General features: G+C 54.6%; 23 protein-coding genes. 11 read left to right on the top strand and 12 right to left on the bottom strand.

Features of this window, described 5'->3' with window-relative positions; all coding sequences use genetic code 11:
- Positions 1 to 43 precede the first annotated feature (43 nt).
- Complete coding sequence (locus M495_RS13030) at positions 44 to 295, bottom strand: YciN family protein (RefSeq protein WP_020827134.1); 252 nt, start codon at positions 293 to 295, stop codon at positions 44 to 46.
- Positions 296 to 721: 426 nt separating this feature from the next.
- Between M495_RS13030 and topA the strand changes: the two genes are divergently transcribed.
- Both topA and cysB read left to right on the top strand, forming a co-directional pair.
- Complete coding sequence (gene topA / locus M495_RS13025; protein ID WP_020827133.1) at positions 722 to 3,319, top strand: type I DNA topoisomerase; 2,598 nt, start codon at positions 722 to 724, stop codon at positions 3,317 to 3,319.
- Between the two features lie 360 nt (positions 3,320 to 3,679).
- Complete coding sequence (gene cysB, locus M495_RS13020; protein WP_020827132.1) at positions 3,680 to 4,654, top strand: HTH-type transcriptional regulator CysB; 975 nt, start codon at positions 3,680 to 3,682, stop codon at positions 4,652 to 4,654.
- Positions 4,655 to 4,760: 106 nt separating this feature from the next.
- On the opposite strand, the gene M495_RS13015 is transcribed toward cysB, so the two are convergent.
- Positions 4,761 to 5,363 carry a hypothetical protein gene (locus tag M495_RS13015; RefSeq protein WP_020827131.1) on the bottom strand — a complete coding sequence of 201 codons (603 nt, stop codon included), beginning with the start codon at positions 5,361 to 5,363 and terminating at the stop codon, positions 4,761 to 4,763.
- Positions 5,364 to 5,709: 346 nt separating this feature from the next.
- Between M495_RS13015 and acnA the strand changes: the two genes are divergently transcribed.
- Positions 5,710 to 8,382: an aconitate hydratase AcnA gene (gene acnA / locus M495_RS13010; protein ID WP_041414600.1), complete on the top strand. Its 2,673-nt coding sequence runs from the start codon at positions 5,710 to 5,712 to the stop codon at positions 8,380 to 8,382.
- A 48-nt stretch (positions 8,383 to 8,430) separates the two neighbouring features.
- On the opposite strand, the gene ribA is transcribed toward acnA, so the two are convergent.
- The gene (gene ribA / locus M495_RS13005) at positions 8,431 to 9,024 is read right to left on the bottom strand and encodes a GTP cyclohydrolase II (RefSeq protein ID WP_041415420.1); all 594 of its coding nucleotides are present in this window, start codon (positions 9,022 to 9,024) and stop codon (positions 8,431 to 8,433) included.
- A 278-nt stretch (positions 9,025 to 9,302) separates the two neighbouring features.
- On the opposite strand from ribA, the gene pgpB reads away from it, so the two are divergent.
- From pgpB to lapB, 3 genes are all read left to right on the top strand, one after another.
- Positions 9,303 to 10,073, top strand: coding sequence for a phosphatidylglycerophosphatase B (pgpB, locus tag M495_RS13000; protein WP_020827128.1), 771 nt, complete (start codon positions 9,303 to 9,305; stop codon positions 10,071 to 10,073).
- 285 nt (positions 10,074 to 10,358) lie between these two features.
- On the top strand, positions 10,359 to 10,661 hold the full coding sequence (locus tag M495_RS12995) for a LapA family protein (RefSeq protein ID WP_020827127.1): 303 nt from the start codon (positions 10,359 to 10,361) through the stop codon (positions 10,659 to 10,661).
- Positions 10,662 to 10,667: 6 nt separating this feature from the next.
- Positions 10,668 to 11,837, top strand: a complete 1,170-nt coding sequence (gene lapB, locus M495_RS12990) for a lipopolysaccharide assembly protein LapB (RefSeq protein WP_020827126.1) — start codon at positions 10,668 to 10,670, stop codon at positions 11,835 to 11,837.
- A gap of 60 nt (positions 11,838 to 11,897) precedes the next feature.
- Here the strand turns inward: lapB and M495_RS12985 are convergent, their stop codons facing one another.
- Both M495_RS12985 and bhsA read right to left on the bottom strand, forming a co-directional pair.
- A complete protein-coding gene (locus tag M495_RS12985; RefSeq protein ID WP_020827125.1) occupies positions 11,898 to 12,194 on the bottom strand; it encodes an Arc family DNA-binding protein in 297 nt (98 codons plus the stop codon).
- A gap of 170 nt (positions 12,195 to 12,364) precedes the next feature.
- A complete protein-coding gene (bhsA, locus tag M495_RS12980) occupies positions 12,365 to 12,625 on the bottom strand; it encodes a multiple stress resistance protein BhsA (RefSeq protein WP_020827124.1) in 261 nt (86 codons plus the stop codon).
- A 328-nt stretch (positions 12,626 to 12,953) separates the two neighbouring features.
- Between bhsA and pyrF the strand changes: the two genes are divergently transcribed.
- Positions 12,954 to 13,682 carry an orotidine-5'-phosphate decarboxylase gene (gene pyrF, locus M495_RS12975; RefSeq protein WP_020827123.1) on the top strand — a complete coding sequence of 243 codons (729 nt, stop codon included), beginning with the start codon at positions 12,954 to 12,956 and terminating at the stop codon, positions 13,680 to 13,682.
- A 10-nt stretch (positions 13,683 to 13,692) separates the two neighbouring features.
- A complete protein-coding gene (gene yciH / locus M495_RS12970) occupies positions 13,693 to 14,019 on the top strand; it encodes a stress response translation initiation inhibitor YciH (RefSeq protein WP_020827122.1) in 327 nt (108 codons plus the stop codon).
- A gap of 207 nt (positions 14,020 to 14,226) precedes the next feature.
- On the opposite strand, the gene osmB is transcribed toward yciH, so the two are convergent.
- Positions 14,227 to 14,445 carry an osmotically-inducible lipoprotein OsmB gene (gene osmB / locus M495_RS12965; RefSeq protein ID WP_004945176.1) on the bottom strand — a complete coding sequence of 73 codons (219 nt, stop codon included), beginning with the start codon at positions 14,443 to 14,445 and terminating at the stop codon, positions 14,227 to 14,229.
- 352 nt (positions 14,446 to 14,797) lie between these two features.
- Here osmB and araD point away from each other — a divergent pair, with 352 nt between their 5' ends.
- Positions 14,798 to 15,493, top strand: a complete 696-nt coding sequence (araD, locus tag M495_RS12960) for an L-ribulose-5-phosphate 4-epimerase (protein ID WP_020827121.1) — start codon at positions 14,798 to 14,800, stop codon at positions 15,491 to 15,493.
- A 50-nt stretch (positions 15,494 to 15,543) separates the two neighbouring features.
- Here the strand turns inward: araD and M495_RS12955 are convergent, their stop codons facing one another.
- Genes M495_RS12955 through M495_RS12945 form a run of 3 tightly spaced genes read right to left on the bottom strand, consistent with a single transcriptional unit; the run spans position 15,544 to position 19,675 of the window.
- Positions 15,544 to 16,290, bottom strand: a complete 747-nt coding sequence (locus M495_RS12955) for a DeoR/GlpR family DNA-binding transcription regulator (RefSeq protein WP_041414595.1) — start codon at positions 16,288 to 16,290, stop codon at positions 15,544 to 15,546.
- A 48-nt stretch (positions 16,291 to 16,338) separates the two neighbouring features.
- A complete protein-coding gene (locus M495_RS12950) occupies positions 16,339 to 18,771 on the bottom strand; it encodes a formate C-acetyltransferase/glycerol dehydratase family glycyl radical enzyme (RefSeq protein WP_020827119.1) in 2,433 nt (810 codons plus the stop codon).
- 4 nt (positions 18,772 to 18,775) lie between these two features.
- Positions 18,776 to 19,675 carry a glycyl-radical enzyme activating protein gene (locus tag M495_RS12945; protein ID WP_020827118.1) on the bottom strand — a complete coding sequence of 300 codons (900 nt, stop codon included), beginning with the start codon at positions 19,673 to 19,675 and terminating at the stop codon, positions 18,776 to 18,778.
- 147 nt (positions 19,676 to 19,822) lie between these two features.
- Between M495_RS12945 and fsa the strand changes: the two genes are divergently transcribed.
- Positions 19,823 to 20,488 (top strand): fructose-6-phosphate aldolase, encoded by a 666-nt coding sequence (gene fsa, locus M495_RS12940; RefSeq protein ID WP_020827117.1) that lies wholly within the window; start codon positions 19,823 to 19,825, stop codon positions 20,486 to 20,488.
- 200 nt (positions 20,489 to 20,688) lie between these two features.
- On the opposite strand, the gene M495_RS12935 is transcribed toward fsa, so the two are convergent.
- The 3 genes from M495_RS12935 to gloA all read right to left on the bottom strand — a co-directional run bounded on the left by M495_RS12935 (position 20,689) and on the right by gloA (position 25,623).
- On the bottom strand, positions 20,689 to 22,746 hold the full coding sequence (locus M495_RS12935) for a carbon starvation CstA family protein (RefSeq protein WP_020827116.1): 2,058 nt from the start codon (positions 22,744 to 22,746) through the stop codon (positions 20,689 to 20,691).
- Between the two features lie 229 nt (positions 22,747 to 22,975).
- Entirely contained in the window at positions 22,976 to 24,910 is a 1,935-nt protein-coding gene (locus tag M495_RS12930) for an exoribonuclease II (RefSeq protein WP_020827115.1), read from the bottom strand.
- A gap of 185 nt (positions 24,911 to 25,095) precedes the next feature.
- Complete coding sequence (gloA, locus tag M495_RS12925; protein WP_020827114.1) at positions 25,096 to 25,623, bottom strand: lactoylglutathione lyase; 528 nt, start codon at positions 25,621 to 25,623, stop codon at positions 25,096 to 25,098.
- A 99-nt stretch (positions 25,624 to 25,722) separates the two neighbouring features.
- Here gloA and M495_RS12920 point away from each other — a divergent pair, with 99 nt between their 5' ends.
- Positions 25,723 to 26,577: a LysR family transcriptional regulator gene (locus M495_RS12920; protein WP_020827113.1), complete on the top strand. Its 855-nt coding sequence runs from the start codon at positions 25,723 to 25,725 to the stop codon at positions 26,575 to 26,577.
- Positions 26,578 to 26,582: the final 5 nt, after the last annotated feature.

Genomic DNA, 26,582 nt, shown 5'->3' with positions numbered 1-26,582 from the left:
AGCGATTAAATAGCAGGGGGGCTTGGCCCCCCTTTTTTTATGCTTAATCGACCAAATGATATTTCTCAGAAAACACGTGAGCCAAGTGTTTAAACATATTAAATACTGCGGTAGTTTTTGCCGTTGGCAATCCATCCGGATCTAAAAAGAATTCTCCGCGAAAAACTAAAACGCTGCCTTTTTGTTCAACATCGGTAGCAATCATGCCATGCAGATAATCATCGTGCTGGCGAATCAGGTTATTTGCTTCTTGCAGTAAGGTTTCACGATCAATGGGTAAGGTATTAGCGCGCATTTATTACACTCCAGACATAAATTCTGCTCATATTCTAACGTCAGTTCGCATTTATCCGCAAACAGACTAAGGTTTATTTGCCGTCTGGATGGCTAGCGGTATCTGCCGATTGGCGAAATCTGCCTTTCCGTGCTAATTAGGTTGCGTGACGCTTTTTATCAGGTACAGTGTGGGATTTTGCGGCGTCGGGTGGAAGGTTTTGTTTACGCCATAAATGAGTCTCACACAGCCATACTTCTGGGGCATGGGTGAATAGCAGGCAGGATCAACAACTTGCGTTCAGGTTGAGCAGTTAAGCAGCCAACAGAAAAAAACATGTTGATCTCTTGCCAGACTGCCGCAATATAAAAAAGAGATATGAATCGCTGCGGCACGGCGAGATAAAAGACTTCTTTTTAGAAGAAATAAAATTAGGTAAAGGTAAATATGGGTAAAGCTCTCGTAATAGTTGAGTCCCCGGCAAAAGCCAAAACTATTAATAAATACTTAGGTAATGACTACGTGGTGAAGTCCAGCGTCGGTCATATCCGTGATTTGCCGACCAGTGGCTCAGCCAGCAAAAAGAGCGCTGACTCAACCGAAAACAAAGCCAAGAAGAAAGTTAAAAAAGATGAGAAGACGGCGCTGGTAAATCGGATGGGCGTCGATCCTTACCATGGCTGGGAAGCGCAATATGAAATTCTGCCGGGTAAAGAAAAAGTTGTCGCCGAGTTAAAGTCGTTAGCGGAAAACGCTGACCACATTTATCTCGCAACCGACCTTGACCGCGAAGGGGAAGCCATTGCCTGGCACCTGCGGGAAGTGATCGGGGGGGACGACAAACGCTTTAGCCGCGTGGTGTTTAACGAAATTACCAAGAACGCGATCCAAAATGCGTTCAAACAGCCGGGTGAGCTGAATATTGATCGTGTTAACGCACAGCAGGCGCGTCGTTTTATGGACCGCGTTGTGGGTTACATGGTTTCGCCACTGCTGTGGAAGAAAATTGCCCGTGGCCTGTCGGCTGGGCGTGTGCAATCCGTTGCGGTACGGCTGGTGGTAGAGCGTGAACGCGATATCAAAGCCTTCGTGCCGGAAGAATATTGGGAATTGCACGCCGATTTGTTAGCGAAGGGCGATACCGCGCTGCAAATGGAAGTTACGCATGCCCACGACAAACCTTTCAAGCCGGTTAACCGCGAGCAGACTCACGCCGCGCTTAAACTGCTGGAAAAAGCCCGCTATACGGTACTGGATCGCGAAGACAAACCGACCAGCAGCAAACCGGGTGCGCCTTACATTACTTCCACGTTGCAGCAGGCAGCCAGTACCCGTCTGAGCTTTGGCGTGAAGAAAACTATGATGATGGCCCAGCGTCTGTATGAAGCCGGTCACATTACCTATATGCGTACCGACTCCACCAACCTGAGCCAGGATGCGCTCAACATGGTGCGTGGTTACATCGGCGAAAACTTCGGTGATAAGTACCTGCCGAAAGCGCCGAATCAGTACAGCAGCAAAGAAAACTCGCAGGAAGCGCATGAAGCTATCCGACCTTCGGATGTGAACGTGCTGGCCGAACAGTTGAAAGACATGGAAGCGGATGCGCAGAAACTGTATCAGCTGATTTGGCGCCAGTTCGTCGCCTGCCAGATGACGCCGGCGCAGTACGACTCCACCACGCTGTCGGTTAAAGCCGCTGATTACCTGTTGCGCGCCAAAGGCCGTACGCTGCGTTTCGATGGCTGGACCAAAGTGATGCCTGCGCTGCGCAAGGGCGATGAAGACCGCACCTTGCCGTATGTAGAAGTGGGCAGCGAGCTGGAACTGCAAAAGCTGATCCCAAGCCAGCACTTTACCAAACCGCCAGCACGTTACAGTGAAGCCTCGTTGGTCAAAGAGCTGGAAAAACGCGGTATCGGCCGTCCATCTACCTACGCTTCGATTATCTCAACCATTCAGGATCGTGGCTATGTGCGGGTTGAAAGCCGCCGTTTCTACGCCGAAAAAATGGGCGAGATCGTTACTGACCGTCTGGAAGAAAACTTCCGCGAGCTGATGAACTATGACTTCACCGCCCGCATGGAAGATGGCCTGGACCAGGTAGCGAACAACCATGCCGAGTGGAAAGCGGTGCTGGATGAATTCTTTGCCGAATTCAGCGAACAGCTGGAAACGGCGGAAAAAGATCCTGAAGAAGGCGGTATGCGCCCGAATCAGATGGTGATGACCAGCATCGACTGCCCGACCTGCGGTCGCAAGATGGGCATTCGTACCGCCAGCACCGGTGTCTTCCTTGGCTGTTCCGGCTATGCGCTGACGCCGAAAGAACGCTGCAAAACCACCATTAACCTGGTGCCGGAAACGGAAGTGCTGAACGTTCTCGAAGGGGATGATGCGGAAACCAACGCATTGCGTGCCCGCCGTCGTTGCCAGAAATGCGGCACGGCGATGGACAGCTACCTGATCGATAACCAGCGCAAGCTGCACGTATGCGGTAATAACCCAGCGTGTGACGGCTACGAGATCGAAGAGGGCGAATTCCGCCTGAAAGGCTATGACGGCCCGGTGGTTGAGTGCGATAAATGTGGTTCCGAAATGCACCTGAAAATGGGGCGCTTCGGCAAGTACATGGGATGCACCAACGAGAACTGTAAAAACACCCGCAAGATCCTGCGTAACGGTGATGTTGCACCGCCGAAGGAAGATCCGGTTCCATTGCCGGAACTGCCGTGCGAAAAGTCGGATGCTTACTTTGTTCTGCGTGACGGCGCAGCCGGGGTGTTCCTGGCGGCCAATACCTTCCCTAAATCGCGCGAAACCCGTGCGCCATTGGTGGAAGAACTGGCTCGCTTCAAGGATCGCCTGCCTGAAAAGCTGCGTTATCTGGCAGATGCGCCGGTAACGGATGCGGAAGGCAACAAAACCATGGTGCGTTTCAGCCGTAAAACCAAACAGCAGTATGTCTCTTCGGAGAAAGACGGCAAAGCCACCGGCTGGTCCGCTTTCTACATCGATGGCAAATGGGTTGAAGGCAAAAAGTAAATTTGCAGCCTGAATGCAACATAAAAAAACCAGCCCCCGTGGCTGGTTTTTTATTGGCTAAAGCCGGCGAACAGATCTATTCTTTGCTCCTTTTTCCATCCTGGCCCCCGGGTTTCACGTTGATCGCAATGCAAAATAATCGTTACCATAGTGTGACGCGGATCTATACTTGAAGCTGTAGCGTGATATAGTGGTTATATAAAAAGTTTTTTTATGATTAAAGCTTATTAGCAACGGCGGTTTCTTCAGCCTCTGAGTGAAACACTGTGTTCATGGCTTATTCGTTTTCAGCATACCGGGGCGACACCGATATACCTGGCTGCGGCTCAACGCAGTGTTTAACCTAGGATGGTATAAGATATGAAATTGCAGCAGCTTCGTTACATCGTGGAAGTGGTTAACCACAACCTGAATGTCTCCTCGACGGCAGAAGGGCTTTACACCTCGCAGCCCGGCATCAGTAAGCAGGTACGGATGCTGGAAGATGAGCTGGGTATCCAGATTTTCGCCCGCAGTGGCAAGCACCTGACTCAGGTCACGCCGGCAGGATTGGAAATCATCCGTATTGCGCGTGAAGTTTTGTCCAAAGTGGATGCTATCAAAGCCGTCGCCGGCGAGCATACCTACCCGGACAAAGGCTCGTTGTACGTAGCGACCACCCACACCCAGGCGCGCTACGCGCTGCCTAACGTCATTAAAGGCTTTATTGAGCGCTATCCGCGAGTCTCTCTGCACATGCATCAGGGATCGCCGACGCAAATTGCGGAAGCCGTCTCTAAAGGCACGGCAGATTTCGCCATTGCCACTGAAGCGCTGCACCTCTACGACGATTTAATCATGCTGCCGTGCTATCACTGGAACCGCGCGGTAGTGGTGAAGCCCGATCATCCTTTAGCCGGTAAAAGCCACATTACCATCGAAGAACTGGCGGCTTATCCTATCGTGACCTATACCTTCGGCTTCACCGGCCGCTCTGAGTTGGATACGGCATTCAACCGTGCCGGACTGACACCGCGCATCGTATTTACGGCTACCGATGCCGACGTGATTAAAACATACGTGCGTCTGGGCCTTGGGGTGGGAGTGATCGCCAGCATGGCGGTGGACCCGATACAAGATCCGGATCTGGTGACGGTGGATGCTCGTGATATCTTCACCTACAGCACCACCAAAATCGGCTTCCGTCGCAGCACCTTCCTACGCAGCTATATGTACGATTTTATCCAGCGTTTTGCGCCACACCTGACGCGTGACGTGGTCGACAACGCGGTTGCATTGCGTTCCAACGAAGAGATCGAAGCGATGTTCAAGGACATCAAGCTGCCGGAAAAATAAGCCGGTAATCTAACGACTAACAAAAAGATTTATGCAGCAGGAGAGGCGTTTCCTCTCCTGCTTTCCCTTCTTACTGACTTCCTTCATTCAGGCTTTAGTTCCTCTGTTAACCGCCTTTTGCCAGTTTACGCTGTACTGAAAGCAGGGTGCGCCGTCGGATCCACCCGCTGGCAGGACGGATCATCGCCCAATAGCCGGCAAGCCGCGCTTTAACCTGCGATGTCGGGCACCAGATAAAGGTTTCGGTACGCAGCATAGCGAGCCCGGAAGCCTCCGGGATAACCTTAAAACGCAGCACCAGTTTTGCGGCTTTCTGGTCGTTAAATTGGTGAAAATCCTCTGCAGTTGCCAGTTTATTGACGCCCAACATAGGCCGCCAAAAACGCCCGGCCAGCCCCAGCGAGACTTCATGGCTGTCCTGATGGAGCAGGGTAAAGGTGTCGAAGCCAAAGGCCGCTGGCGGCGTAGTAAGCTCGGTTTTGAAGAGCCTTTGGCGCACCGTGCCCGGCAGTTGGCGTAGCATCAGCAGCCTGCGGATGATCGGATCTTCCGCCATATCCAGTGATAACACCGCTTGAATAATGGCTTCGGGGGCAGCGTCGATAGGTTCTGACTGGTGTTTTTCATAAAAACTGAACGCGGGAAGGTAAACTGATGCATCTTGCCAGCCACGACACTGCCGTTCACTGACGAACCCCAAAAATGCCACTGCGCGCTCCTTAAGCTCAAGTTGTTAGCCATCCGTCGCCGCGCCAACGGAGGTCGGGACGCGGGGGCATTGTCGAACGATACTATACTGGCATTGCGCGCTATGTTCCCACTAGTGTGATGATGAAACCTTTGCTTTTGCACTGCCATAGACGCATGTCCGACCAGTTAGCTGCCATTCTTAGACTAATCCGCAGACCTAACAAGCACTTACCTTCATTGATTGTTATTGCCTATCGTTATGATCAAAACGTGTTGTTATCAAAACGTTACGTCGTCTTTGTGTTATCTTTAAATAAGACCTCAGTGATTACCCTGTTTTAGACATAATAAGAAATGGAGGAGCTATGTCGTCCGATCTTCGTGAAACGAGTATGGATAAGCTGGTGGCGCTCAATACTGAGTATGGCTATTACAGCCTGCCATTGGCGGCAAAACAGTTGGGCAACATCGACCGACTGCCAAAATCAATGAAAGTACTGTTGGAAAACTTGCTGCGCCATGTGGATGGCGACACCGTGCAGGTTGACGATCTGAAAGCTATTGTTGGCTGGTTGCAAACGGGCCATGCCGATCGTGAGATTGCCTACCGTCCGGCCCGCGTGCTGATGCAGGATTTTACCGGTGTGCCAGCGGTCGTGGATTTGGCTGCGATGCGTGAAGCGGTGCAGCGTTTAGGCGGGAACGTTGACCAGGTCAACCCGCTGTCACCGGTCGATTTGGTGATTGACCACTCGGTCACCGTTGATGAGTTCGGCGATGACGATGCTTTTGAAGAAAATGTGCGCATTGAAATGGAGCGCAACCACGAGCGTTACACCTTTCTGCGTTGGGGGCAAAAAGCCTTTAACCGCTTCCGCGTTGTGCCGCCGGGCACCGGTATCTGCCACCAGGTCAACCTGGAGTATCTCGGCCAAACCGTATGGCACACGGACGAGAGCGGGCAGCGTATCGCTTACCCTGATACCCTGGTCGGTACCGATTCTCACACCACCATGATCAACGGTCTGGGCATTCTGGGCTGGGGTGTGGGCGGTATTGAAGCCGAAGCGGCGATGTTGGGTCAACCGGTGTCTATGCTGATCCCTGACGTGGTAGGCTTTAAACTGACCGGTAAGCTGAGCGAAGGCATTACCGCCACCGATCTGGTGTTGACCGTGACCCAAATGCTGCGCAAACACGGCGTGGTGGGGAAATTTGTCGAGTTTTACGGTGACGGCCTGGCAGACCTGCCGTTGGCCGACCGGGCAACCATTGCCAACATGTCGCCAGAGTTTGGCGCAACCTGCGGCTTCTTCCCTGTGGACGAAGTGACGCTGGGTTACATGAAACTCAGTGGCCGTAGCGACGAGCAAATCGCACTGGTAGAAGCCTATGCCAAAGCGCAAGGCATGTGGCGTAACCCGGGCGATGAACCGGTCTTTACCAGCACGCTGGCGTTGGATATGTCGACGGTGGTCGCCAGCCTGGCAGGGCCGAAGCGCCCTCAGGATCGCGTGGCGCTGCCGGACGTGCCTAAGGCGTTCAACGCCGCGACCGAACTCGAGATCGGCAATCAGCATCGCAAGTCCGAATTCAAAACCTTCACTTTGAACCAACAGCAGCATGAGCTGCATAACGGCGCGGTGGTTATCGCGGCCATTACTTCTTGCACCAATACCTCGAACCCCAGCGTAATGATGGCAGCCGGCCTATTGGCGAAGAACGCGGTTAACAAAGGTTTGCGAACCAAGCCTTGGGTGAAAACCTCGTTGGCACCGGGGTCCAAAGTGGTGACTGACTATTTTGACAGCGCCAAACTGACCGCCTACCTGGAGGAACTCGGTTTTAATCTGGTCGGTTACGGCTGTACCACCTGTATCGGTAACTCCGGGCCATTGCCTGATCCGATTGAGCAGGCGATTAAAGAGGGTGATTTGACCGTAGGGGCGGTGCTATCCGGCAACCGTAACTTTGAAGGTCGTATCCATCCGCTGGTTAAAACCAACTGGTTGGCTTCGCCGCCGCTGGTGGTCGCTTATGCGCTGGCCGGCAGCATGAAGATTGATCTGACCAAAGAGCCACTGGGCGAAGGTCACGACGGGCAGCCGGTCTATCTGAAGGATATCTGGCCGAGCAGCAAAGATATCGCCCAGGCGGTGGAAGAAGTTCGCACTGAGATGTTCCATAAGGAATACGGCGCGGTATTTGACGGTGACGCCAACTGGCAGTCGATTCAGGTTACCGGCTCGGCCACTTATCAATGGCAGGCGGATTCCACCTATATCCGTCATCCGCCATTCTTCAGCACCATGAAGGTGAAGCCGGACCCGGTACGGGACATCAAAGATGCGCGTATTCTGGCGATCCTGGCCGACTCGGTGACCACCGACCATATCTCTCCAGCGGGGAATATCAAGCGTGACAGCCCAGCGGGACGTTATCTGAGCGATCATGGCGTTGCGGCGCAGGACTTTAACTCCTACGGCTCTCGCCGTGGTAACCACGAAGTGATGATGCGTGGCACCTTTGCCAATATCCGTATCCGTAACGAAATGGTGCCGGGTGTTGAGGGGGGCTACACGCGCCATATTCCGTCGCAGAATCAGCTGTCGATCTATGACGCCGCCATGCAATATCAACAAGAAGGCGTGCCGTTGGCGGTGATTGCCGGTAAAGAATACGGTTCAGGCTCCAGCCGTGACTGGGCGGCGAAGGGGCCGCGGTTGCTGGGTGTTCGGGTGGTGATTGCCGAGTCCTTTGAGCGTATTCACCGTTCTAACCTGATTGGGATGGGCATTCTGCCGCTGGAATTCCCGGCAGGCGTGACGCGCAAAACGCTGGGGTTGAGCGGTGACGAGCAGATCAGCGTCAGTGGGCTGCAAACGCTGCAGCCGGGGCAGACGGTGCCGGTACATATCACCTATGCCGACGGGCGCAAGGACGTGGTGAATACCCGTTGTCGTATCGATACTGGCAACGAGCTCACTTACTATGAAAACGACGGTATCCTGCACTATGTAATCAGGAAAATGCTGTAATAAAAAAGGGCGCCTTATTCGGCGCCCTGATTTTTTCCCGCAGGAAAATTATTTCTGGTCCAGCAAATGGCCCATTTTAGCTGCCTTGGTGGCCAGGTAACGTTCGTTCTTCGGATTGCGGCCAACGATCAGCGGCACGCGCTCGGTGATATTGATGCCGGCTTCCGTCAGGATCTCAACCTTTTTCGGGTTGTTGGTCAGCAAGCGTACCGCATCGACGCCCAATAGCTTGAACATGTCGGCGCACAGGGTGAAGTCGCGCTCATCGGCGGCAAAACCCAACTGATGATTGGCCTCTACCGTATCCGCGCCTTTGTCCTGCAGGGCATACGCACGGATTTTATTCAGCAAACCGATATTGCGACCTTCCTGACGATGGTAGAGCAGGATACCGCGACCTTCTTCTGCGATATGCTCCAGCGCCGCTTCCAATTGAAAACCGCAGTCGCAGCGCAGGCTGAATAATGCATCACCGGTCAGACACTCAGAATGTACGCGTGAGAGTACCGGCGTCGCGCCAGAAATATCACCGAACACCAGCGCCAAATGGTCGTGTCCGGTAGCCAGTTCTTCGAATCCTACCATCAGGAAATCGCCCCAAGGTGTTGGCAATTTGGCCTCTGCCACCCGTTTAAGCTGCATGTTGCTCTCCACAAATACATCCGATTCAATCATGGTTGCGCATCCTACTTCCGGTACGGTGAACTGACCAGTATTAAAATGCGCAACGACGATCGGCATTTCGTTAATTATCGGCTATTTTGCCATAACTTCTTGCCCTGCGGTGCTCAGCAAACCAGCATCCGGCGTTTTCAGCCAACTATTATTGCGATAGGTTTTTTATCTGTTTAATTTTTAGAGTGTTATCGATATTACAAGATTGTTACACTGCAAATTGGCTTAAGCAAAGGACGATAGGAATGTTTGAGATAGCAAAACGCACGGCGGCAGGTGCCATAGTTCTGTTGCTGATGCCTTTGGCGGTGTGGCTTTCCGGCTGGCAATGGCAACCGGGGGGCGACGGACGCCTTCTGAAAGGCCTGTATTGGTTGACCGAAACGGTCACTTCGCCATGGGGCATTATCACCAACATCATTCTCTGCGCCTGGTTCCTGTGGTGCCTGCGCTTTCGCATCAAGCCGGCCATTGGCCTGCTGGTGCTGCTCAGCGCGTCGATAATGATTGGCCAGGGCGTGAAGTCCTTTATCAAGGACCGGGTACAAGAGCCACGGCCTTTCGTGCTGTGGCTGGAATCAGCCCATCAGATTGATGAAAAGTACTTCTACTCACTCAAGCGCAAAGAGCGGGGGGCGTTGGTCAAAGAGCAACTGCAGGACCAGCCGCTGGTGCCCGTATGGTTGCGCGAACATTGGCAGTTTGAGACCGGTTTTGCGTTTCCTTCGGGCCATACCATGTTTGCCGCCAGTTGGGCGCTGCTGGGCGTGGGGTTGCTGTGGCCGCGTAGGCACTACAAGACCGTGGCGATACTGATGGTTTGGGCAGTAGGGGTGATGGGGAGCCGTTTGTTGCTGGGGATGCATTGGCCACGTGATCTGGCGGTGGCGACCTTGATTAGCTGGTTGCTGGTCACCTTGGCCTGTTGGCTGGTGCAACGCTGGTTCGGGCCGTTGACGCCACCACCGCAAGAGCAACAGGAAATCGCAGAAAGAACTCTGTCTGACAAAAACTAGGTGACTGTGTCACTTTTACGGCGTCAGCATGGCGCCGTATTAACCACTTACATAGCACTTCATTGCAATTCGCATTAACGCCCCCATATCTTTATTAATCCATTATTTTGAGAAGCTTTCTCATTAATTTGTTCGGGAGTGCCGTTTACTGTCGAATATGCCAGCATATATGGTTTTATCGTGCCGCAGGGTTTCCCTGCTACGACGGGAAATGCTAACTTATTAGTTAGGGACGCCACGTATTGGCATAGTTCATCCGATTAACTCGGCATCGCGGGAAAGAATGTGAAATATTTGCTGATTTTTTTGTTGGTTCTGGTGATCTTCGTGATTTCTGTCACGTTGGGCGCGCATAACGATCAGGTGGTGAGTTTTAACTATCTGGTTGCGCAGGGCGACTATCGCGTATCGACCCTGTTGGCGGCGTTGTTTGGCGCCGGTTTTGTTCTCGGTTGGGTCATTTGCGGCCTGTTTTATCTGCGTACCCGCATTGCGCTGGGGCGTGCCGAACGCAAAATCAAAAGGCTGGAACTGCAGCTTGAACAACCTGCTGAGCCGGCAGCTCAGTCCGTTGTCAGCAAGGAATAATCTTCTATGTTAGAGCTGCTGTTTCTGTTGCTGCCCGTGGCTGCCGCGTACGGATGGTACATGGGGCGCAGAAGTGCTCAACAGGATAAACAACAGGAAGCCAACCGTCTGTCGCGCGAGTACGTGGCCGGGGTTAACTTCCTGCTCTCCAACCAGCAGGATAAAGCGGTCGATCTGTTCCTTGATATGTTGAAAGAGGACAGCAACACCGTTGAAGCCCACCTGACGCTGGGTAACCTGTTCCGTTCGCGTGGTGAAGTCGACCGCGCTATCCGCATCCACCAGGCGCTGATGGAAAGCGCTTCCCTGACCTTCGAACAACGTTTGCTGGCCGTGCAACAGCTGGGCCGCGACTACATGGCCGCTGGCATGTACGATCGTGCCGAAGACATGTTTGGCCAACTGGTTGGCGAAGAGGATTTCCGTCTTTCTGCGCTACAGCAGCTGTTGGCTATCCATCAGGCCACCAGCGACTGGTTGAAAGCCATCGACGTGGCGGAAAAACTGGTCAAATTAGGCAAAGACAAACAGCGCGTCGAGATCGCACATTTCTATTGCGAACTGGCCTTGCAGGCGATGGGCAGCGACGATCTCGATAAAGCGATGGGATTGTTGAAACGCGCGGCTTCCGCCGACAATCAGTGTGCGCGTGTATCTATCATGGTGGGACGTATTTATATGGCCCAGGGTGAGTACGCCAAGGCGGTTGAGTCGCTACAGCGCGTGCTGAATCAGGATAAAGAACTGGTGAGCGAAACCTTGCCGATGCTGCAAGAGTGTTACCAGCATCTGGAACAGCAGCAGGGTTGGGCGGACTTTCTCAAGCGCTGCGTGGAAGAGAATACCGGCGCTACTGCAGAACTGATGCTGGCGGAAATAATTGAGCAGCATGAAGGGCGTGACGTGGTGCAGGTGTATATCAACCGGCAGCTACAGCGCCACCCGACCATGCGAGTATTTTACCGCCTGATGGATTATCACCTGGCGGATGCGGAAGATGGTCGTGCCAAAGAGAGTCTGTTACTGCTGCGCGATATGGTCGGTGAGCAAATTCGTACCAAACCGCGCTACCGCTGTCATAAATGCGGTTTTACCGCTCACTCGCTGTATTGGCATTGCCCGTCATGTCGGGCCTGGTCATCGGTTAAGCCGATCCGCGGGTTGGACGGACAATAACGACAATAATAAAAAACGGGGCCTAATCAGGCCCCGTTTTCTTATGATCACTAAACCGACTTATTTTTTCTTGCCGGTCTTCGCGCTACCTTTCAACAGCTGACGCAGCTTCTTCAACTCTTTCTGATTCAGCGGTTGCTCAACTTCTTCCTCAATCCCCTGATTATCGATTTCGCCATGATGCAACTCGGCTGCTTTTTTAGCGGTTTTTTCCGCTTTGGTCGGAAGATCGAAGCTGCTTTCTAGACGCTGGCAAACCTCGGCACTCAGAGAGAGTTGATTATCGGCAGCAATGGCACGAATTTTTTCTTTGAGTTCCAGAGGAATTTTAATGGTTAATGTAGATATCTCGCTCATTTTGAAGCCTTTCTGCGGGAGGATTGCCTTCAAGCTAAGCCACTATGGGGAGAGAGTCTAGTGTGTAATAAAAATTTAATATTTTTGTAACATTGCAGTGCGGGAATAGCGAACGATCTGGCGGGGGAAATAAAGTAAAGCCCGGCGTGCCGGGCCCTATACCTAATAGCTTATTTGTAGATAACTGCGGTACCACTCAGCATGTTGTTACCACCGGCAGAAATGATGCGGTAGCTGCTGGCGCCTTGGGCGTCGGCTTTAGCGGCCAGTTTGGCTTCCAGGCCACTCAGGGTAGTGGCATGACCGGCGGAAACGACGCCTGAAGCGGTCAGGCTGCTGGCCTGTTGCTGATCCACCGGCTCAGCGGCGAAGGTAGCGAAAGAGGTCATGGCGATAACGGCTGTTGCTGCAAAATATTTGATGCTTTTCATGAGAGACTCCAGTCTGTTTGTTTAGGTTGGAAGGCGTATGCTTCCGATGTGTTGAATAATAAAGCATCCGCAGGGATTTAAAATCTGATAATGCTGAGCATGTTGTTCAAATTATTTGATTCATAATTTACGCATCTTTACGGCGGTTTACGCAGGCTGGGTTAAGGGCGGTCAGGGGTTATTGACGCTTGATGACGTACGAGGGGATAACATTACTTAAGCGCAGAGCGCGCTGCGGCTGGGATTTCTGTCGGCCGGCATGTAGAATGCGGCGGTCAGTTTGGCGGGTTATTACCTATTTATGTCCATTTTACAGAAGGTAGAAGAAATGAAGTCTGAAAATAACATCAATAACAATGACTTAAAATCATCTCCGATCATCGTTGCGCTGGATTACGCAGATATTGGCGCGGCACTGGCATTTGCCGATCGTATTGATCCGCAGGACTGCCGGTTAAAAGTGGGCAAGGAAATGTTCACCCTGTTTGGGCCGCAGCTGGTGCGCGATTTACACTCGCGTGGTTTCGACGTGTTCCTGGATTTGAAATTCCATGACATTCCCAACACCACCGCCCGTGCCGTTGCTGCTGCGGCCGAATTGGGTGTATGGATGGTGAACGTGCATGCCAGCGGTGGTGCACGCATGATGACCGCAGCGAAAGAAGCATTGCTGCCCTATGGCGCTCAGGCCCCGTTGCTGATCGCCGTCACCGTGCTGACCAGCATGGAAGCAGAAGATCTGCGTGGTATCGGTATCGAGCTTTCTCCGGCCGAGCATGCGGAGCGCTTGGCACGTCTGACCCGCGATTGTGGGTTGGATGGCGTAGTTTGTTCAGCGCACGAAGCCGAGCGTCTCAAAGCTGCCTGTGGCCAACAATTCCAACTGGTGACGCCGGGTATCCGTCCTGAAGGTAGCGACGCCGGCGATCAGCGACGCATCATGACGCCGATACAGGCGCAAGCGGCTGGCGTTGATTATATGGTGATTGGGCGCCCGATCACCCAATCCGCCGATCCCGCTGCTACGTTAAGTGCGATCCGCGCTTCTCTGGCTTAAGGAGACGACAATGAACAACGATAACAGCCGGCTGGTGTATTCCACCGATAGCGGGCGTATCAAGCAGGAAGACGTCAAACCACCGCGTGAAAAGGGCGACGGTATCGTGCGTATTCAGCGCCAGACCAGCGGGCGCAAGGGAAAGGGCGTTTGCCTGATCACCGGCGTTGATCTGGATGATGCCGCATTGGACAAGCTGGCGGCAGAGCTCAAGAAAAAATGCGGCTGCGGCGGTTCGGTGAAAGAGGGCGTGATCGAGATCCAGGGCGATAAGCGGGATCTGCTTAAACAGCTGTTGGAAGCCAAAGGGATGAAGGTCAAGCTGGCGGGGGGCTAATCGAATCGCCTGAGCGAATGGCCATGCCGCGGTGCAATACTGCGGCATGGCTGGGATACTGCTGCCGGGCGTTAACCCGTTGATGGCAACCCGCCATCGATGAAAGGTAAAACAGACCTGAAATAATCTTTATTATGCGTAATACGTCAAAGCGATATCGCTTTTGCCAGCCTGTCGGCAGAGGTATCTGAATACTGGCCGAACAGGTTATTTACCTACCTGATGACCAATGATGCCCCCCACCGCAGCCCCGCCGAGCGTACCCAGTGCGCTACCATCGGTCAACACCGCGCCGCCTACGGCCCCTGCACCGGCACCAATGGCGGTGTTACGGTCACGTTTGGACATGTTTGAACAAGCGCTGAGTGAAAACGCCAGAGTAAGCGCCAGAGCGGCGGTGGCAAAACGTTTATTGATAATCATCATAATGAATTCTCCTTAGCATTGGCTATCTGGGAGTGCCTATTAAGTATAGGCATGAACCCGAATTTCGGCCTGCTAGTGGCTCCCAGTAAGTATCGATATAAAAAATGGCATTTTTTGTTAAAGGCAGAATAATTGAAACGCCCAGAGCGCTCCCTCCGCCAATATTCACTATAAGCTTCTGCTGAACGATAAACAGGTAAATAGTCTTAAAGTCCATTGCGCGCTATTTAATCCCCAGCGCGCAAATTGCCGTTTCCAGCAGAAGACTACGCGGTCTTTAGCGATTTACGCCATACCGCCCCCAAGCCTGTCTGCCGACAATATTCCCAACAGGGTTAACCGGGAAAGAAACATGCTTAACGATCTCAAGCAGCAGGTATTGGAGGCCAATCTGGCGCTGCCACGCCATCGTCTGGTGACCTTCACCTGGGGGAATGTCAGCGCTGTCGATCGGCGTGAGGGATTGATGGTGATCAAACCCTCGGGGGTGGAATACGGGGTGATGACCCGTGACGATATGGTGGTGCTGGAACTGGAAAGCGGCAAGGTGGTGGAGGGGGACAAAAAGCCCTCATCAGACAGCGATACCCACCGCGTGCTGTACCTGGAATTTGGCGATGCCGGGGGCATAGTACACACCCATTCGCGGCATGCCACCATTTGGGCGCAGGCAGGGTTGGATATTCCGGCCTGGGGCACAACGCACGCCGACTATTTCTACGGCGACATTCCCTGTACCCGGCGGATGCAGGATGAGGAAATTAATGGCCGCTATGAATGGGAGACCGGCAGAGTGATTGTCGAAACCTTTGGCCAGCGCCGGTTAAATCCGGCGGCGGTGCCGGGCGTGCTGGTGCATTCTCATGGCCCCTTTACCTGGGGGGAAAACGCAGAAACCGCAGTTCATAATGCGGTGGTGTTGGAAGAAATTGCCTATATGGGGATTTTTTCGCGCCAGTTGTCGCCGGGCCTGGCGAATATGCAGCAAACCCTGCTGGACAAACATTACCTGCGCAAGCACGGTAAAAACGCCTACTACGGCCAGTGAGCATCAGGAGGTCCGCCTGTCGGCGGCTCTCCCGTTGTTTCGTCTGAAGGCTAGTCGCTCACCATATCCAACTGTATTCCCTGGCGCTTCAACAGGTGTTGATACTCCAACGACAGCCGCGAATCGGTGATTACCCGCTGAACCTTGCCCTGCTGGGCCAGCGGATTGGGCTGAATTTGGCCGAATTTTGACGAGTCGGTCAGGACAATATTTTCTACGCCCTTCGCCAGCACGGCGTTGACCACGTCGGCGCGCATCATATCGCGGCCGGTGAAGCCAGTATCCGCATGATAGCCATCGACGCCAATAAACGCCTTGCTGAAATGCACTTGCTGAATGCATTGGCGGGTTAATGGCCCGACCACGGTCTCGCTCTTTTTCTGGTACATGCCGCCCAGCACGATCACCTCGCAATCCGTCTCTTTTAGCAGATGGGCGATATAGTGGCTGACGGTGATCAGCGTGATGCGTTTACGCTCGGCGATATAACGCGCCAGCAGCGCGTTGGCGCTGCCGCTTTCGATAAAAATGGTCTCATCGTCGTTAACCAGCGAGGCGGCATACTGCGCCAGCTTTTGCTTGAGGGTGAAGTTGGACATCATGCGCGCATCGACGTCGTCGCTTTCTAATGCCAGCGCGGAACCGTGCACCCGTTTCAGGTAGCTGCGTTTCTCCAGCAGGTTCAAATCCTGGCGGATCGTCACTTCTGAAACGCCGGTGGCCGCGGCCAAATCGCTGACGCTGATACGCCGGCGATCGTTTACCAATTGAAGTATTGTCTGTTGTCTTGAATTCATATCAACCTGATGTGCGGCCACCAATGTGCGGCCGCTAATATTTATTGTTTAAATAGTATGTTCTGTTCGCGCAATAATATCATCCTGCGCGTCAGGGGATAATGCGGTAAAGAAAGCGGAATATCCAGCAACGCGGACCACTAAATCACGATATTGGTCAGGATGTTGCTTCGCTTTCAGCAGCGTTTCCCGCGACACGATGTTGTATTGCACGTGCCAACCCTGGTAGTCCTCAAAGAAGGTGCGCAGCATCAACATCAGTTTTTCTCGGTCCCGCGGATCCTCCAACGTCGCCGGGTTCAGTTTCTGATTCAGCAACACGCCGCCGAGGATAGAAGCGGTGGGCAGTTTGGACAGCGAATTGAACACGGCGGTCGGTCCCAGATGATCGGTACCGGAGGCCGGGCTGGCTCCTTCCGCCAACGGCGTATGCGCTTTACGGCCGTCTGGCGTGGCCAGGGTAGCCGCGCCAAAGGGCACGTTAGCTGAAATCGACGACGTTCCAGCGTAGTAGGTGCCGCCTATCGGGCCACGACCAAAGCGGGTGTTGTGGTACTGCTTCAGTTCGTCGATATAAGTCTGATAAGCACGCACCAGCAGTTGATCGACCTCATCCTCGTCGTTACCGTATTTTGGAGCGGCGTTGAGCAGACGCTGGCGTAACTGTTCGCCGCTCAATCCGTCGAAGTCATTTTCCAGCGCTGCCGCCAATTGCCGTTGGCCAATAACCCCTTGTTCGAAGACCAGCTTGCGCACCGCCGCCAGGCTGTTGCCCAGGTTGGCTATGCCGACCTGCAGACCAGAAACCCAATCGTATTTTGCGCCACCTTGCTTGATACTTTTGCCGCGTTCGATGCAGTCATCCACCAGCGCTGAGCAGAGGATATCGTGAGCGTTCTCTTCTAATACGGTATCGACCACGCACTCAATTTCGATCGACTTGCGCGTGTAATAGCGGATCTGGTTGTCCCAGGCACCCAGCACCTGCTCAAAGTCGGAGAAGTTTTCCTTCGAGAGCGCCCCTGCTTGTGGCAGGAAAACTTTGCCGGAGGTCGCATCGCGCCCTTGTTCCAGTGCCGCCAGCATGACACGAGCGAAGTTGATAAAGCTCATGCCGGTGCAGCGGTAACCCCATTTCCCGCCCACGGCGGTTTCGATACAGCCGATCGCCGCGTAGTCATAGGCATCCTGCGGCTCCACGCCCAGTTTGATAAACTCAGGGATAACGATTTCATCGTTGTTAAAGGCTGGCATGCCAAACCCACAGCGGATCACCTGCACGCAGGCGTCGAGGAAGTCGTTACTCATTCCTGCATGGTAACGCACGCTGAGATTAGGCTGGGTGGAGCGTAAGCGCCCGCAGGACTCCAGAATGGCATAGGACAAGGGGTTAACCGCATCGCAAGGTTTGCCGTTGATCAGTTGCTGTCCGCCAATAGTGACGTTCTGATACAGCGGGCTGCCTGCCGAGGCCTTGGAATGTGAGCCGGAACGGATCTTGTTGATCTCCAACAGCTTCAACCAACAACTGTGCAGCATTTCAATCGCACGCTCGCGTGACAACGTCTGTTCCAACTCTACGTCACGACGGTACCAGGGGTAGAGATATTGGTCGAGGCGGCCAAAAGACACCGAATGGCCGTTGGATTCAATCTGTAGCGTCAGTTGAATGAAGTAGCACAGTTGCAGGGCCTGCCAGAAGGTTTGTGGTGGCCGATGGGCAATCAGCTCACAGTTTTCCGCGATGGTCTGCAGCTCTTCACGCCGCCACAAACGGTTTTCCGTCTGCGCCATGTCGCGCGCCAACTGGGCAAAGCGCAAGATATGCGCGCTCAGCGCTTCCAGGGTCAGATCGATTGCCTTCAGAAATTGCTCCTGATGCAACTCTTCCCAGTCGGTAAGCCGGATACGACTGCGACGTTCATCGACCTTCTCGCGCAGCCCGTCGAGGCCTTTTTCCAACAGTAGTGGGAAATTCACCGCGAGATGGGCATCCCCTGAGGTCATATTGCCTTCAGCCTTGATGATACCGGTGGCCAGCAGGGCCTTTTGTTCGTCGGTAAACATACCGTAGCAACGATCTTGCACCGTCTGGCCGCGCCACCAGGGGCATAGCCGATGCAAAATGGCCTTGTTCTCTTCGCTGACCGAGAAACCGGCGCCCGGACGGTCGGCCAGTTGGTCAATCTCGTCTTCGATCCAACTGACGGTATATTCGGGGAAAATCGGCGCAGCGCGTAATTCGCTGGCCTGGTTGCCGATAATCAACTCGTCGTTATCGATTCGCAAAGTTCGCTTAGCCAAATGGTTAGCCAATGCCAGTGCCCGACGAACCGGCAAGGGTTTGTCCTGATGCTGCTGATAAGCTTCGGTGTAGTGCTGGGCGCGTTCGGTGCAAACCGGCGGTTTGACGATATGGATCAGCGCGTTCTTGTGAGCCTGGGTGCGTTCGGACAGGGTGGTCAGATCCAGCTTAGTCATGGTGTTATCCTCGCAAAATGGCAGTCAGCCCTTTGGCCTCGGCGTACTGTTCGGCATAGGCCAGCAGTTCAGGGGCATCTAGTGGGGTGCGGGCCGCGTGATAAGGCTCGCCGAGCAGGTTATATTTGTTGATACCCAACGTGTGGTACGGCAAGAAATGAATCTCTGTAACGCTGGCCTCATCGGCGGCGAAATCGACAATCGCGCGAATTGAGCGGCGATCGGCGTTAAAGTCGGGGATCAGCGGGACGCGCACGGTCATTTGTGTACCGTGGGCTGCCAGGCGGCGGAAGTTTTCCATTACCCGTTTGGCGGAGCCGCCGGTCCACTGCTTGAAACGTTTTTCATCGACGTGTTTCAAATCCGCCAGCATCAGATCGAGCCAGGGCAGCGAAGGCGCTATGTGTGACCAGGGCGTATGCAGGCAAGACTCTACCGCGGTATGAATGCCGGCCTCACGGCCGCGCTTCAGCAGTTCTGCCGCCACGGCAGGCTGCATAAAGGGTTCACCGCCGGAGAGTGTCAGGCCGCCACCGGTGCGCAGATAAAAAGGCCGATCGCGCAGCACCTCGGTCATGATATCGTCGATATTTACTGCGCTGCCGCACAGGCTGAGTGCGTCGGTTGGGCAACGGGCGGCTAATGCGGCATACTCTTCGTGGCTGAGTAACTCGCGCTGGATCAGCAGGTTGTCGTCTATTCGTTGAATCGCCTGAGGATGGCCTTCGGCGCACAGGGTACAGCCGCTGAGGCATAAACGCGGATCGAACAGCAAGTCCGCTTTTCGCGAGCGGCTTTCCGGATTCTGGCACCAGAGACAGCCCAACGAGCAGCCCTTCAGGAACACTACGCTGCGGATGCCTGGACCATCATGGGTGGAATAGCGCTGCAGATTGAAGATCACGAGTCACCTGTCATTCGGTTGCTTTTCTTTTGTCATTAAAGTTGTTTCGAATGAAAGTTGATTTGATTTCGATCAAATATAAATGCGTTGCATGTTCCTACTATGATGAGAGTTTGAATTCGTCCACAAAAGATTCAGGAGTCCGTAATGGAGCTTTATCTCGATACCGCCGATGTGAACGCAGTAAAACGACTGGCGCGCATCCTGCCTCTGCATGGTGTGACCACCAATCCGAGCATTGTTGCCAAAGAGGGAAAACCGATTTGGGAAGTGTTACCGGCGCTGCGCGATGCGCTGGGGGGCACCGGCAAACTCTTTGCTCAGGTGATGGCTAACGACGCCGAGCGCATGGTGGCGGAAGCGGCGTTGCTTCATCAGCGAGTGCCTGGGCTGGTGGTTAAGGTACCGGCGACCGCAGAAGGCCTGGCAGCGATTAAAAAACTGAAGTCGATGTCGATTCCTACGCTGGGGACGGCGGTTTATGGTGCGGGTCAGGGACTGCTGGCGGCGCTGGCGGGGGCTGAGTATGTGGCCCCATACGTGAACCGCCTGGACGCGCAGGGCGGTGACGGCATTGAAATGGTTCACGAGCTGCAGCAATTGCTGACGCTGCACGCGCCGGGAGCCCGTGTGCTGGCGGCCAGTTTCAAAACGCCGCGTCAGGCGCTGGAATGCTTGCTGGCGGGTTGTCAGGCCATCACTCTGCCGGTCGACGTGGCTGAGCAGTTCCTCGCGGCACCGGCGGTTCAGGCCGCGGTAGAGAAATTCGAGCAAGATTGGCAGGGGGCATTCGGCACTAATCTGCTGAACTGAGAACCGCATAAGCAAAGAAAAGGGCGCCCGTTGACAAAGTGCTCTGTTGTTTAATGGTAGGGGCGCTGCATGCTGTGCCCAATAGCATAATCAATGGGTTAAATCGGGTCGAACATGTTCGACCCCTACCGGTTTAGCCTTTACGCAGGTTTGTCAGCAGTCTGAGGGCGCCGCAGCGCCCTGATTATAACCAACTGAATTTAAACATTTTCACGCAGGACGATCGGCGACTCCTGCGCCGTAGGCTGGCTGGCATTCAGCGCGCGACGGATCACAAAGAAGGCGGAGACCAGCATGGTTACCGCCACCAGCATAAAGAAAGCGCACAGTGTGGCGTTAATCTGGTTACTGAAAACGATGGTCTCCATATCCTTCAGCGTCTTGGCCGGTGCGATCAGCGTGCCTTGTTCAATACCGGCAGAGAATTTCTTCGCCTGCGCCAGGAAGCCGATGCTCGGTTTCTCGTGGAATATTTTCTGCCAGCCAGCGGTCATTGAGGTAATAAACAACCAGACGGTCGGCAAAATGGTCACCCAGGCATAGCGCTGTTTTTTCATTTTGAACAGCACCACGGTACCGAGGATCAGCGCCATCGAAGCCAGCATCTGGTTGCCGATACCGAACAGCGGCCACAGCGTATTGATGCCGCCGAGCGGATCGACCACCCCCTGATAGACAAAGAAGCCCCAGCCAGCGACGGCCACGGTGGTTCCCGCCAGATTACCGAACCAAGAACGGTTGTTAGCTAACCTTGGGATCGCCACACCGACCAGATCCTGCACCATAAAGCGACAGGCACGGGTCCCGGCATCGACGGCGGTCAGAATAAACAGCGCCTCGAACAGAATGGCGAAGTGGTACCAGAAGGCCATCATTGCGCGGCTGTTAAACACCTCGGTAATGATGTGTGCCATGCCCACGGCGAAGGTCGGGGCGCCGCCGGCGCGCGACAGGATGGAGTGCTCCCCGACGTCTTTGGCAATCATCGTCAGGGTTTCCGGGGTGATCATAAAGCCCCAGCTGTTAATCACCTGAGAGGCATTTTCCACCGTGGTGCCGATCAGCGCCGCCGGCGAGTTCATGGCGAAGTAAACGCCTGGGTCGATCACCGACGCACAAATCAACGCCATGATAGCCACGAAGGACTCCATCAGCATGGCGCCATAACCGATAAAGCGAATATGGCTCTCGCGCTCCACCAGTTTCGGCGTGGTACCGCTGGAAACCAGCGCATGGAAACCGGAAATCGAACCACAGGCGATGGTGATAAACAGGAACGGGAACAGCGAGCCGGCGAACACCGGGCCGCTGCCGTCGATAAAGCGCGATACCGCCGGCATTTTCATTTCCGGCATGGCGAAGACGATACCTACAGCCAACCCGATAATGACGCCAATCTTCATAAAAGTGGACAAATAGTCACGCGGTGCCAACAGCAGCCACACCGGCAACACCGAAGCGACAAAGCCGTAAACCACCAGCACCCAGGTCAGCGTGGTGCCGTGCAGCGTAAAGAACGGGCCCCAGTAGGGGTCTTGTGCCACGTTGCCGCCGTAGATGATCGCCAGCAGCATCAGCGCGAAACCGATCACCGAGATTTCAGCGATTTTACCCGGCCGGATAAAACGCATATACACGCCCATAAACAGGGCGATTGGGATGGTTGCAGCGATGGCGAACAAGCCCCAGGGGCTGTCGGCCAGGGCTTTAACCACCACCAGCGCCAGCGCGGACAGAATGATAATCATCACCCCCAGCGCGCCCAGCATGGTGATCACACCGGCGAAGGCACCCAGTTCCTGCTTGGCCATTTCACCCAGCGAACGACCGTCACGACGGGTAGAGATGAACAGGATCAGGAAGTCCTGCACGGCGCCGGCCAGCATTACCCCGACCAGGATCCAGATAGTGCCGGGCAGAAAGCCCATTTGCGCTGCCAGAATAGGGCCAACCAGCGGCCCGGCCCCGGCGATGGCGGCAAAGTGGTGGCCAAACAACACCCATTTGTTGGTGGGGACATAGTCCAACCCGTCGTTGCGACGTTCGGCCGGGGTCATGCGGCGGTCGTCGAGCGCAAAGACGTTTTTGGCGATAAACAGGCTGTAGAAGCGGTAAGCGATGCTGTAACAGGCGACCGCCGCTACCACCAGCCAAACCGCATTGACGTGTTCACCGCGGCTTAGCGCCAGCATGGCGAAGGCGAATGCACCGACCAACGCCACCACCAGCCAGATGATCCCGGACTTGACGTTTTTCATGTTCAACAACTCCTTGGTGTGCAGAAAAAAAGAAAGAAGTGTTCTTAGGGAGAATGGCTACAAATTAAAAGTAGGAGTTTTGCAGGCGAAGAGAAGCAGGTCGGATGAGAAATGTGAAGCCGGTTGAGTAATAGCGTAAAAACAAGGTGATGAGGATGTTACTGGGAATAAAAAAACACCGGAGGGAGACCCGTCCGGTGTTTGTCTGGCATAACGTTTATGTTGCGGGTTAAGCCGCCGGTCTGGCGATCACGCTGCGGGTTTCCATACGCACTTCGGCGATGGATACCTGCAGGGTATCCCCCTGACGATAAACGACTTCGCCTTTGATCTGCACCGTGCCGGTATCCTGGCTGCATACCATTTCATCACGTACCGCGTGAATGAAGGGCGCCGGGATAAAGGCCACTGCGCCATTGTCCAGCAGACGAACGCGCAGGCCGCCGCGGGTTACGTCGATGATTTCCGCGTTGAAGCGTTCATCGGTGCCTGCTTTATCCTTGAGGTAACGCGCGTAGAGCCAATCGCCGACGTCACGTTCCGCCATCCGGTTCAGACGACGACGTTCGGCCAGTTGGATTGTCACTTCGTCCAGCGGTTTCTCTGCGGACTGCCCGGTGATAACGGCTTTCAGCAAGCGGTGGTTGACCATATCACCGTATTTACGGATCGGAGAGGTCCAGGTGGCGTAAGCCTCCAGGCCCAGACCGAAGTGCGGCCCCGGCGTAGTGCTGATTTCGGCATACGTCTGAGAGCGGCGAATACGGCTGTCGAGGAACTGGGTCGGTTGCGAATCGAGGTGACGACGCAGTTCGCAGAAACCTTCCAGCGTCAGCAGCTTCTCGGCTTCGGCTTCAACGCCGTTGGCTTGCAGTACGGTTACGGCTTGCTCAACCAGCAGCGGATCGAAACCGGTGTGCACGTTGTAAATGCCAAAGCCCAGACGGTCGCGCAGCACAATGGCGGCGCAGACGTTGGAAGCAATCATGCACTCTTCGACGATGCGGTTGGCGGTGCGGCGCTGTTCGGTGATGATCTCCAGCACTTCGCCTTTTTCACCCAGCACAAAGCGGTAGTCTGGGCGATCTTTGAATACCAGAGCATGCTGGTGGCGCCAGGCGTTACGTGCATCGCACACGCGCTTGAGCAGGGTGATTTGCTGTGCGATTTCATCGCTCGGCGGCTGCCAGCCGGCAATGCCTTCCAGCCAGTCGGAGACTTCGTCATAAACCAGTTTGGCTTTTGATTCGATCTCGGCGCCGAAGAAGCGAATATCGTCACCCAATGCGCCGTCTGCACCGATGGTCACGCGGCAAGCCAGCACCGGACGGCGTTGGTTCGGGCGCAGTGAACACAGGTTGTCTGACAGATCGCGCGGCAACATAGGGATGTTGAAACCTGGCAGGTAGTTGGTAAAGGCGCGCTTGCGGGCGATTTCATCCAGCGCGCTGCCTTGCGCGACGTAGGCGGTCGGATCGGCAATGGCGATGGTCAATTGCAGCGAGCCGTCGCCGTTGTCCTGCACAAACAGCGCATCGTCCATATCTTCGGTGCTGGCGCTGTCGATGGTGACAAAATTCAGAGCGGTCAGATCTTCACGCGGCACGGAAGCATCCGGCTCATCGATCGCGATCATCTCAGGCGCTTCTTTTTCCAGGCTGTGACGGGCCAGCGTGACCCACCACGGCGCCAGGTGATCTTCGCCGTCGGTAATAAATTGGGTCAGGTCGGCGTTGAAGCCACGATCGCCTTTCAGCGGGTGGCGGCACATTTCCGCTACCGCCCAGTCACCGGCCTGGAAGTTATGTTTCAGTTCACGCACCGGACGGCAAGGGATCGCGTCTTTCAGCAACGGATGATCGGGTACGATGGACAGACGGTCATCACGCTTTTGCACACGGCCGACAAAGCGCGACAGGAAGGGCTCGATCAGGGTTTCCGGCTCGGCGATTTCACGTTCTTTCTCGGTATGCAGGGTTGCGGTCACTCGGTCCCCGTGCATGACTTTCTTCATGTACGGTGGCGGAATGAAATAGCTTTTTTGACCGTCGACCTCAAGAAAGCCAAAGCCTTTCTCAGTCCCTTTTACTACGCCTTCAACGCGCGGGGTCTGAGAGTGAAGTTGCTGTTTAAGCTGCGCCAGCAGCGGGTTATCTTGAAACATATCGTCCAGTGAATGGGTTGTGAGTGGCAAGATTTGCGGCTGACAGTTTTACGCGAATCACCCGCTGCGGGCAAGCCAAACGTCACGGTTTTCCCGCGTTGGGGCGCGATTTTATGGAATATTGGGCGTTCAAAAGGCGGGAAGAAAACCCCGGCTCGAAACGCCGGGGGGAAACGGGGGGTAAATCAGTTCTGTAGCGGCGTAGGCTGCAGGATTTCAATCCAGTAGTCGTCGGGATCCTTGATAAAGGCCACGTAATTCATGCGACCTTCATGCAGACGTTTCTGGAAGTTCACGCCAAGGCGCTCAAAACGCTCGCAGGCAGCGTGCACGTCAGGCACCGTCACACAGAGGTGGCCAAAGCCACGCGGCTCACTGTTGCCGTTGTGGTAATGAAAATCGGCCTGCTGCTCGGTGCCGTGGTTATGGGTGAGCTCCAAAATACCCGGTTGACTCAGGACCCAGCGTTTACGGGCATCGTCATCCTGTGGGATCTGGTCGCGCGGGCTGCGGGTCAGGTAGCAAATGGTAAACGCGGCTTCATTGAAGGTTTCCAGATACACCGGGGTAAAGCCGAGCACGCGGGTATAAAAGTCCAGCGCTTGGGTTAAGTCCTTCACGCGGATCATGGTGTGATTGAACACGTAGCCGTCGGTGACGGTTTCCGGCTGCGCGGTTACGCCCGGCAGGTTCAGTAAATCATTCAGTGGCATAGGGATCCCTCTTAGGTTGTCGATACGACTCTAGGGCAAATAAATGCTAATCTAAAGTGATTGTTTCTAACCAAAACACTAACTAAAAGTGAATAAACCATGAAGCTGAGTCAGCTTAGATTTTTCTGCGCCGTGGTGGAGTATAAAACCATTGCCGCCGCCGCGCGGGAATTGCACTGTGTCCCCTCCAACGTCACGTTGCGCATCAAAGAGTTAGAAGACTCACTTGGCGGCAAGTTGTTTTTTCGCGATAAGAACCGGTTGTATGTCACGCCGAAAGGCCGACTGTTCTATCAACAGGCCGTCGACATCCTGATGCTGGCAGACCGCAGCCAACAATTGTTCGCCGGTCGGCAACCGCAGGGCCTGTTGAATCTTGGGGCGCTGGATTTTTCTCTGATCAGCCACCTGCCGTCACGCATCGCTCACTTGCGCCGCAGCCAGCCCCACATGCAGGTTAACGTGCTGAGCCGAGACTCGCTGGTGCTGGAACGGATGCTGATTGACAGCGAGATCGATCTGGCGTTGACCGACGGGCCGATAGAGCACCCGCTGCTGGCCAGTCGCGCGGCGTTTGATGAGCGCCTGGTGCTGTTGATGCCGGCCTCGGTTCCGCAGTTGGACGCCGCAACCCTGGCGCAGTTAGAGTTTTATACCTTCAGCCGCGAGTGCTCTTTCCGCCTGAAAATCGATCGCTGGTTGGCCTCACGCCAGCTAAAGCCGCGGATGACGCTGGAGATGGAGTCGTACACGGCGATGGCAGCCTGCGTAAAAGCGGGTTGTGGCGTCGCCTGTGTTCCGGGGTCTTTGCTGCCGATGATCCTGCCTGAGCAGGCGTTAAAAGTGGTGGAAATGGGGGCTGAAGGGGTCAGCAATTTGTACTTCGTGTGGCGCCGCCATCAGCTCTCTGACGAGTTGCAGACGGCGCTCGATCTGTTAATGCACCCGGCGTGAACCGG

It is taken from the genome of Serratia liquefaciens ATCC 27592 (genome assembly GCF_000422085.1).
Lineage (GTDB): Bacteria > Pseudomonadota > Gammaproteobacteria > Enterobacterales > Enterobacteriaceae > Serratia > Serratia liquefaciens.
Note: the sequence above shows the minus strand (reverse complement) of the source record. Positions and strands in the feature narration are given on the sequence as shown.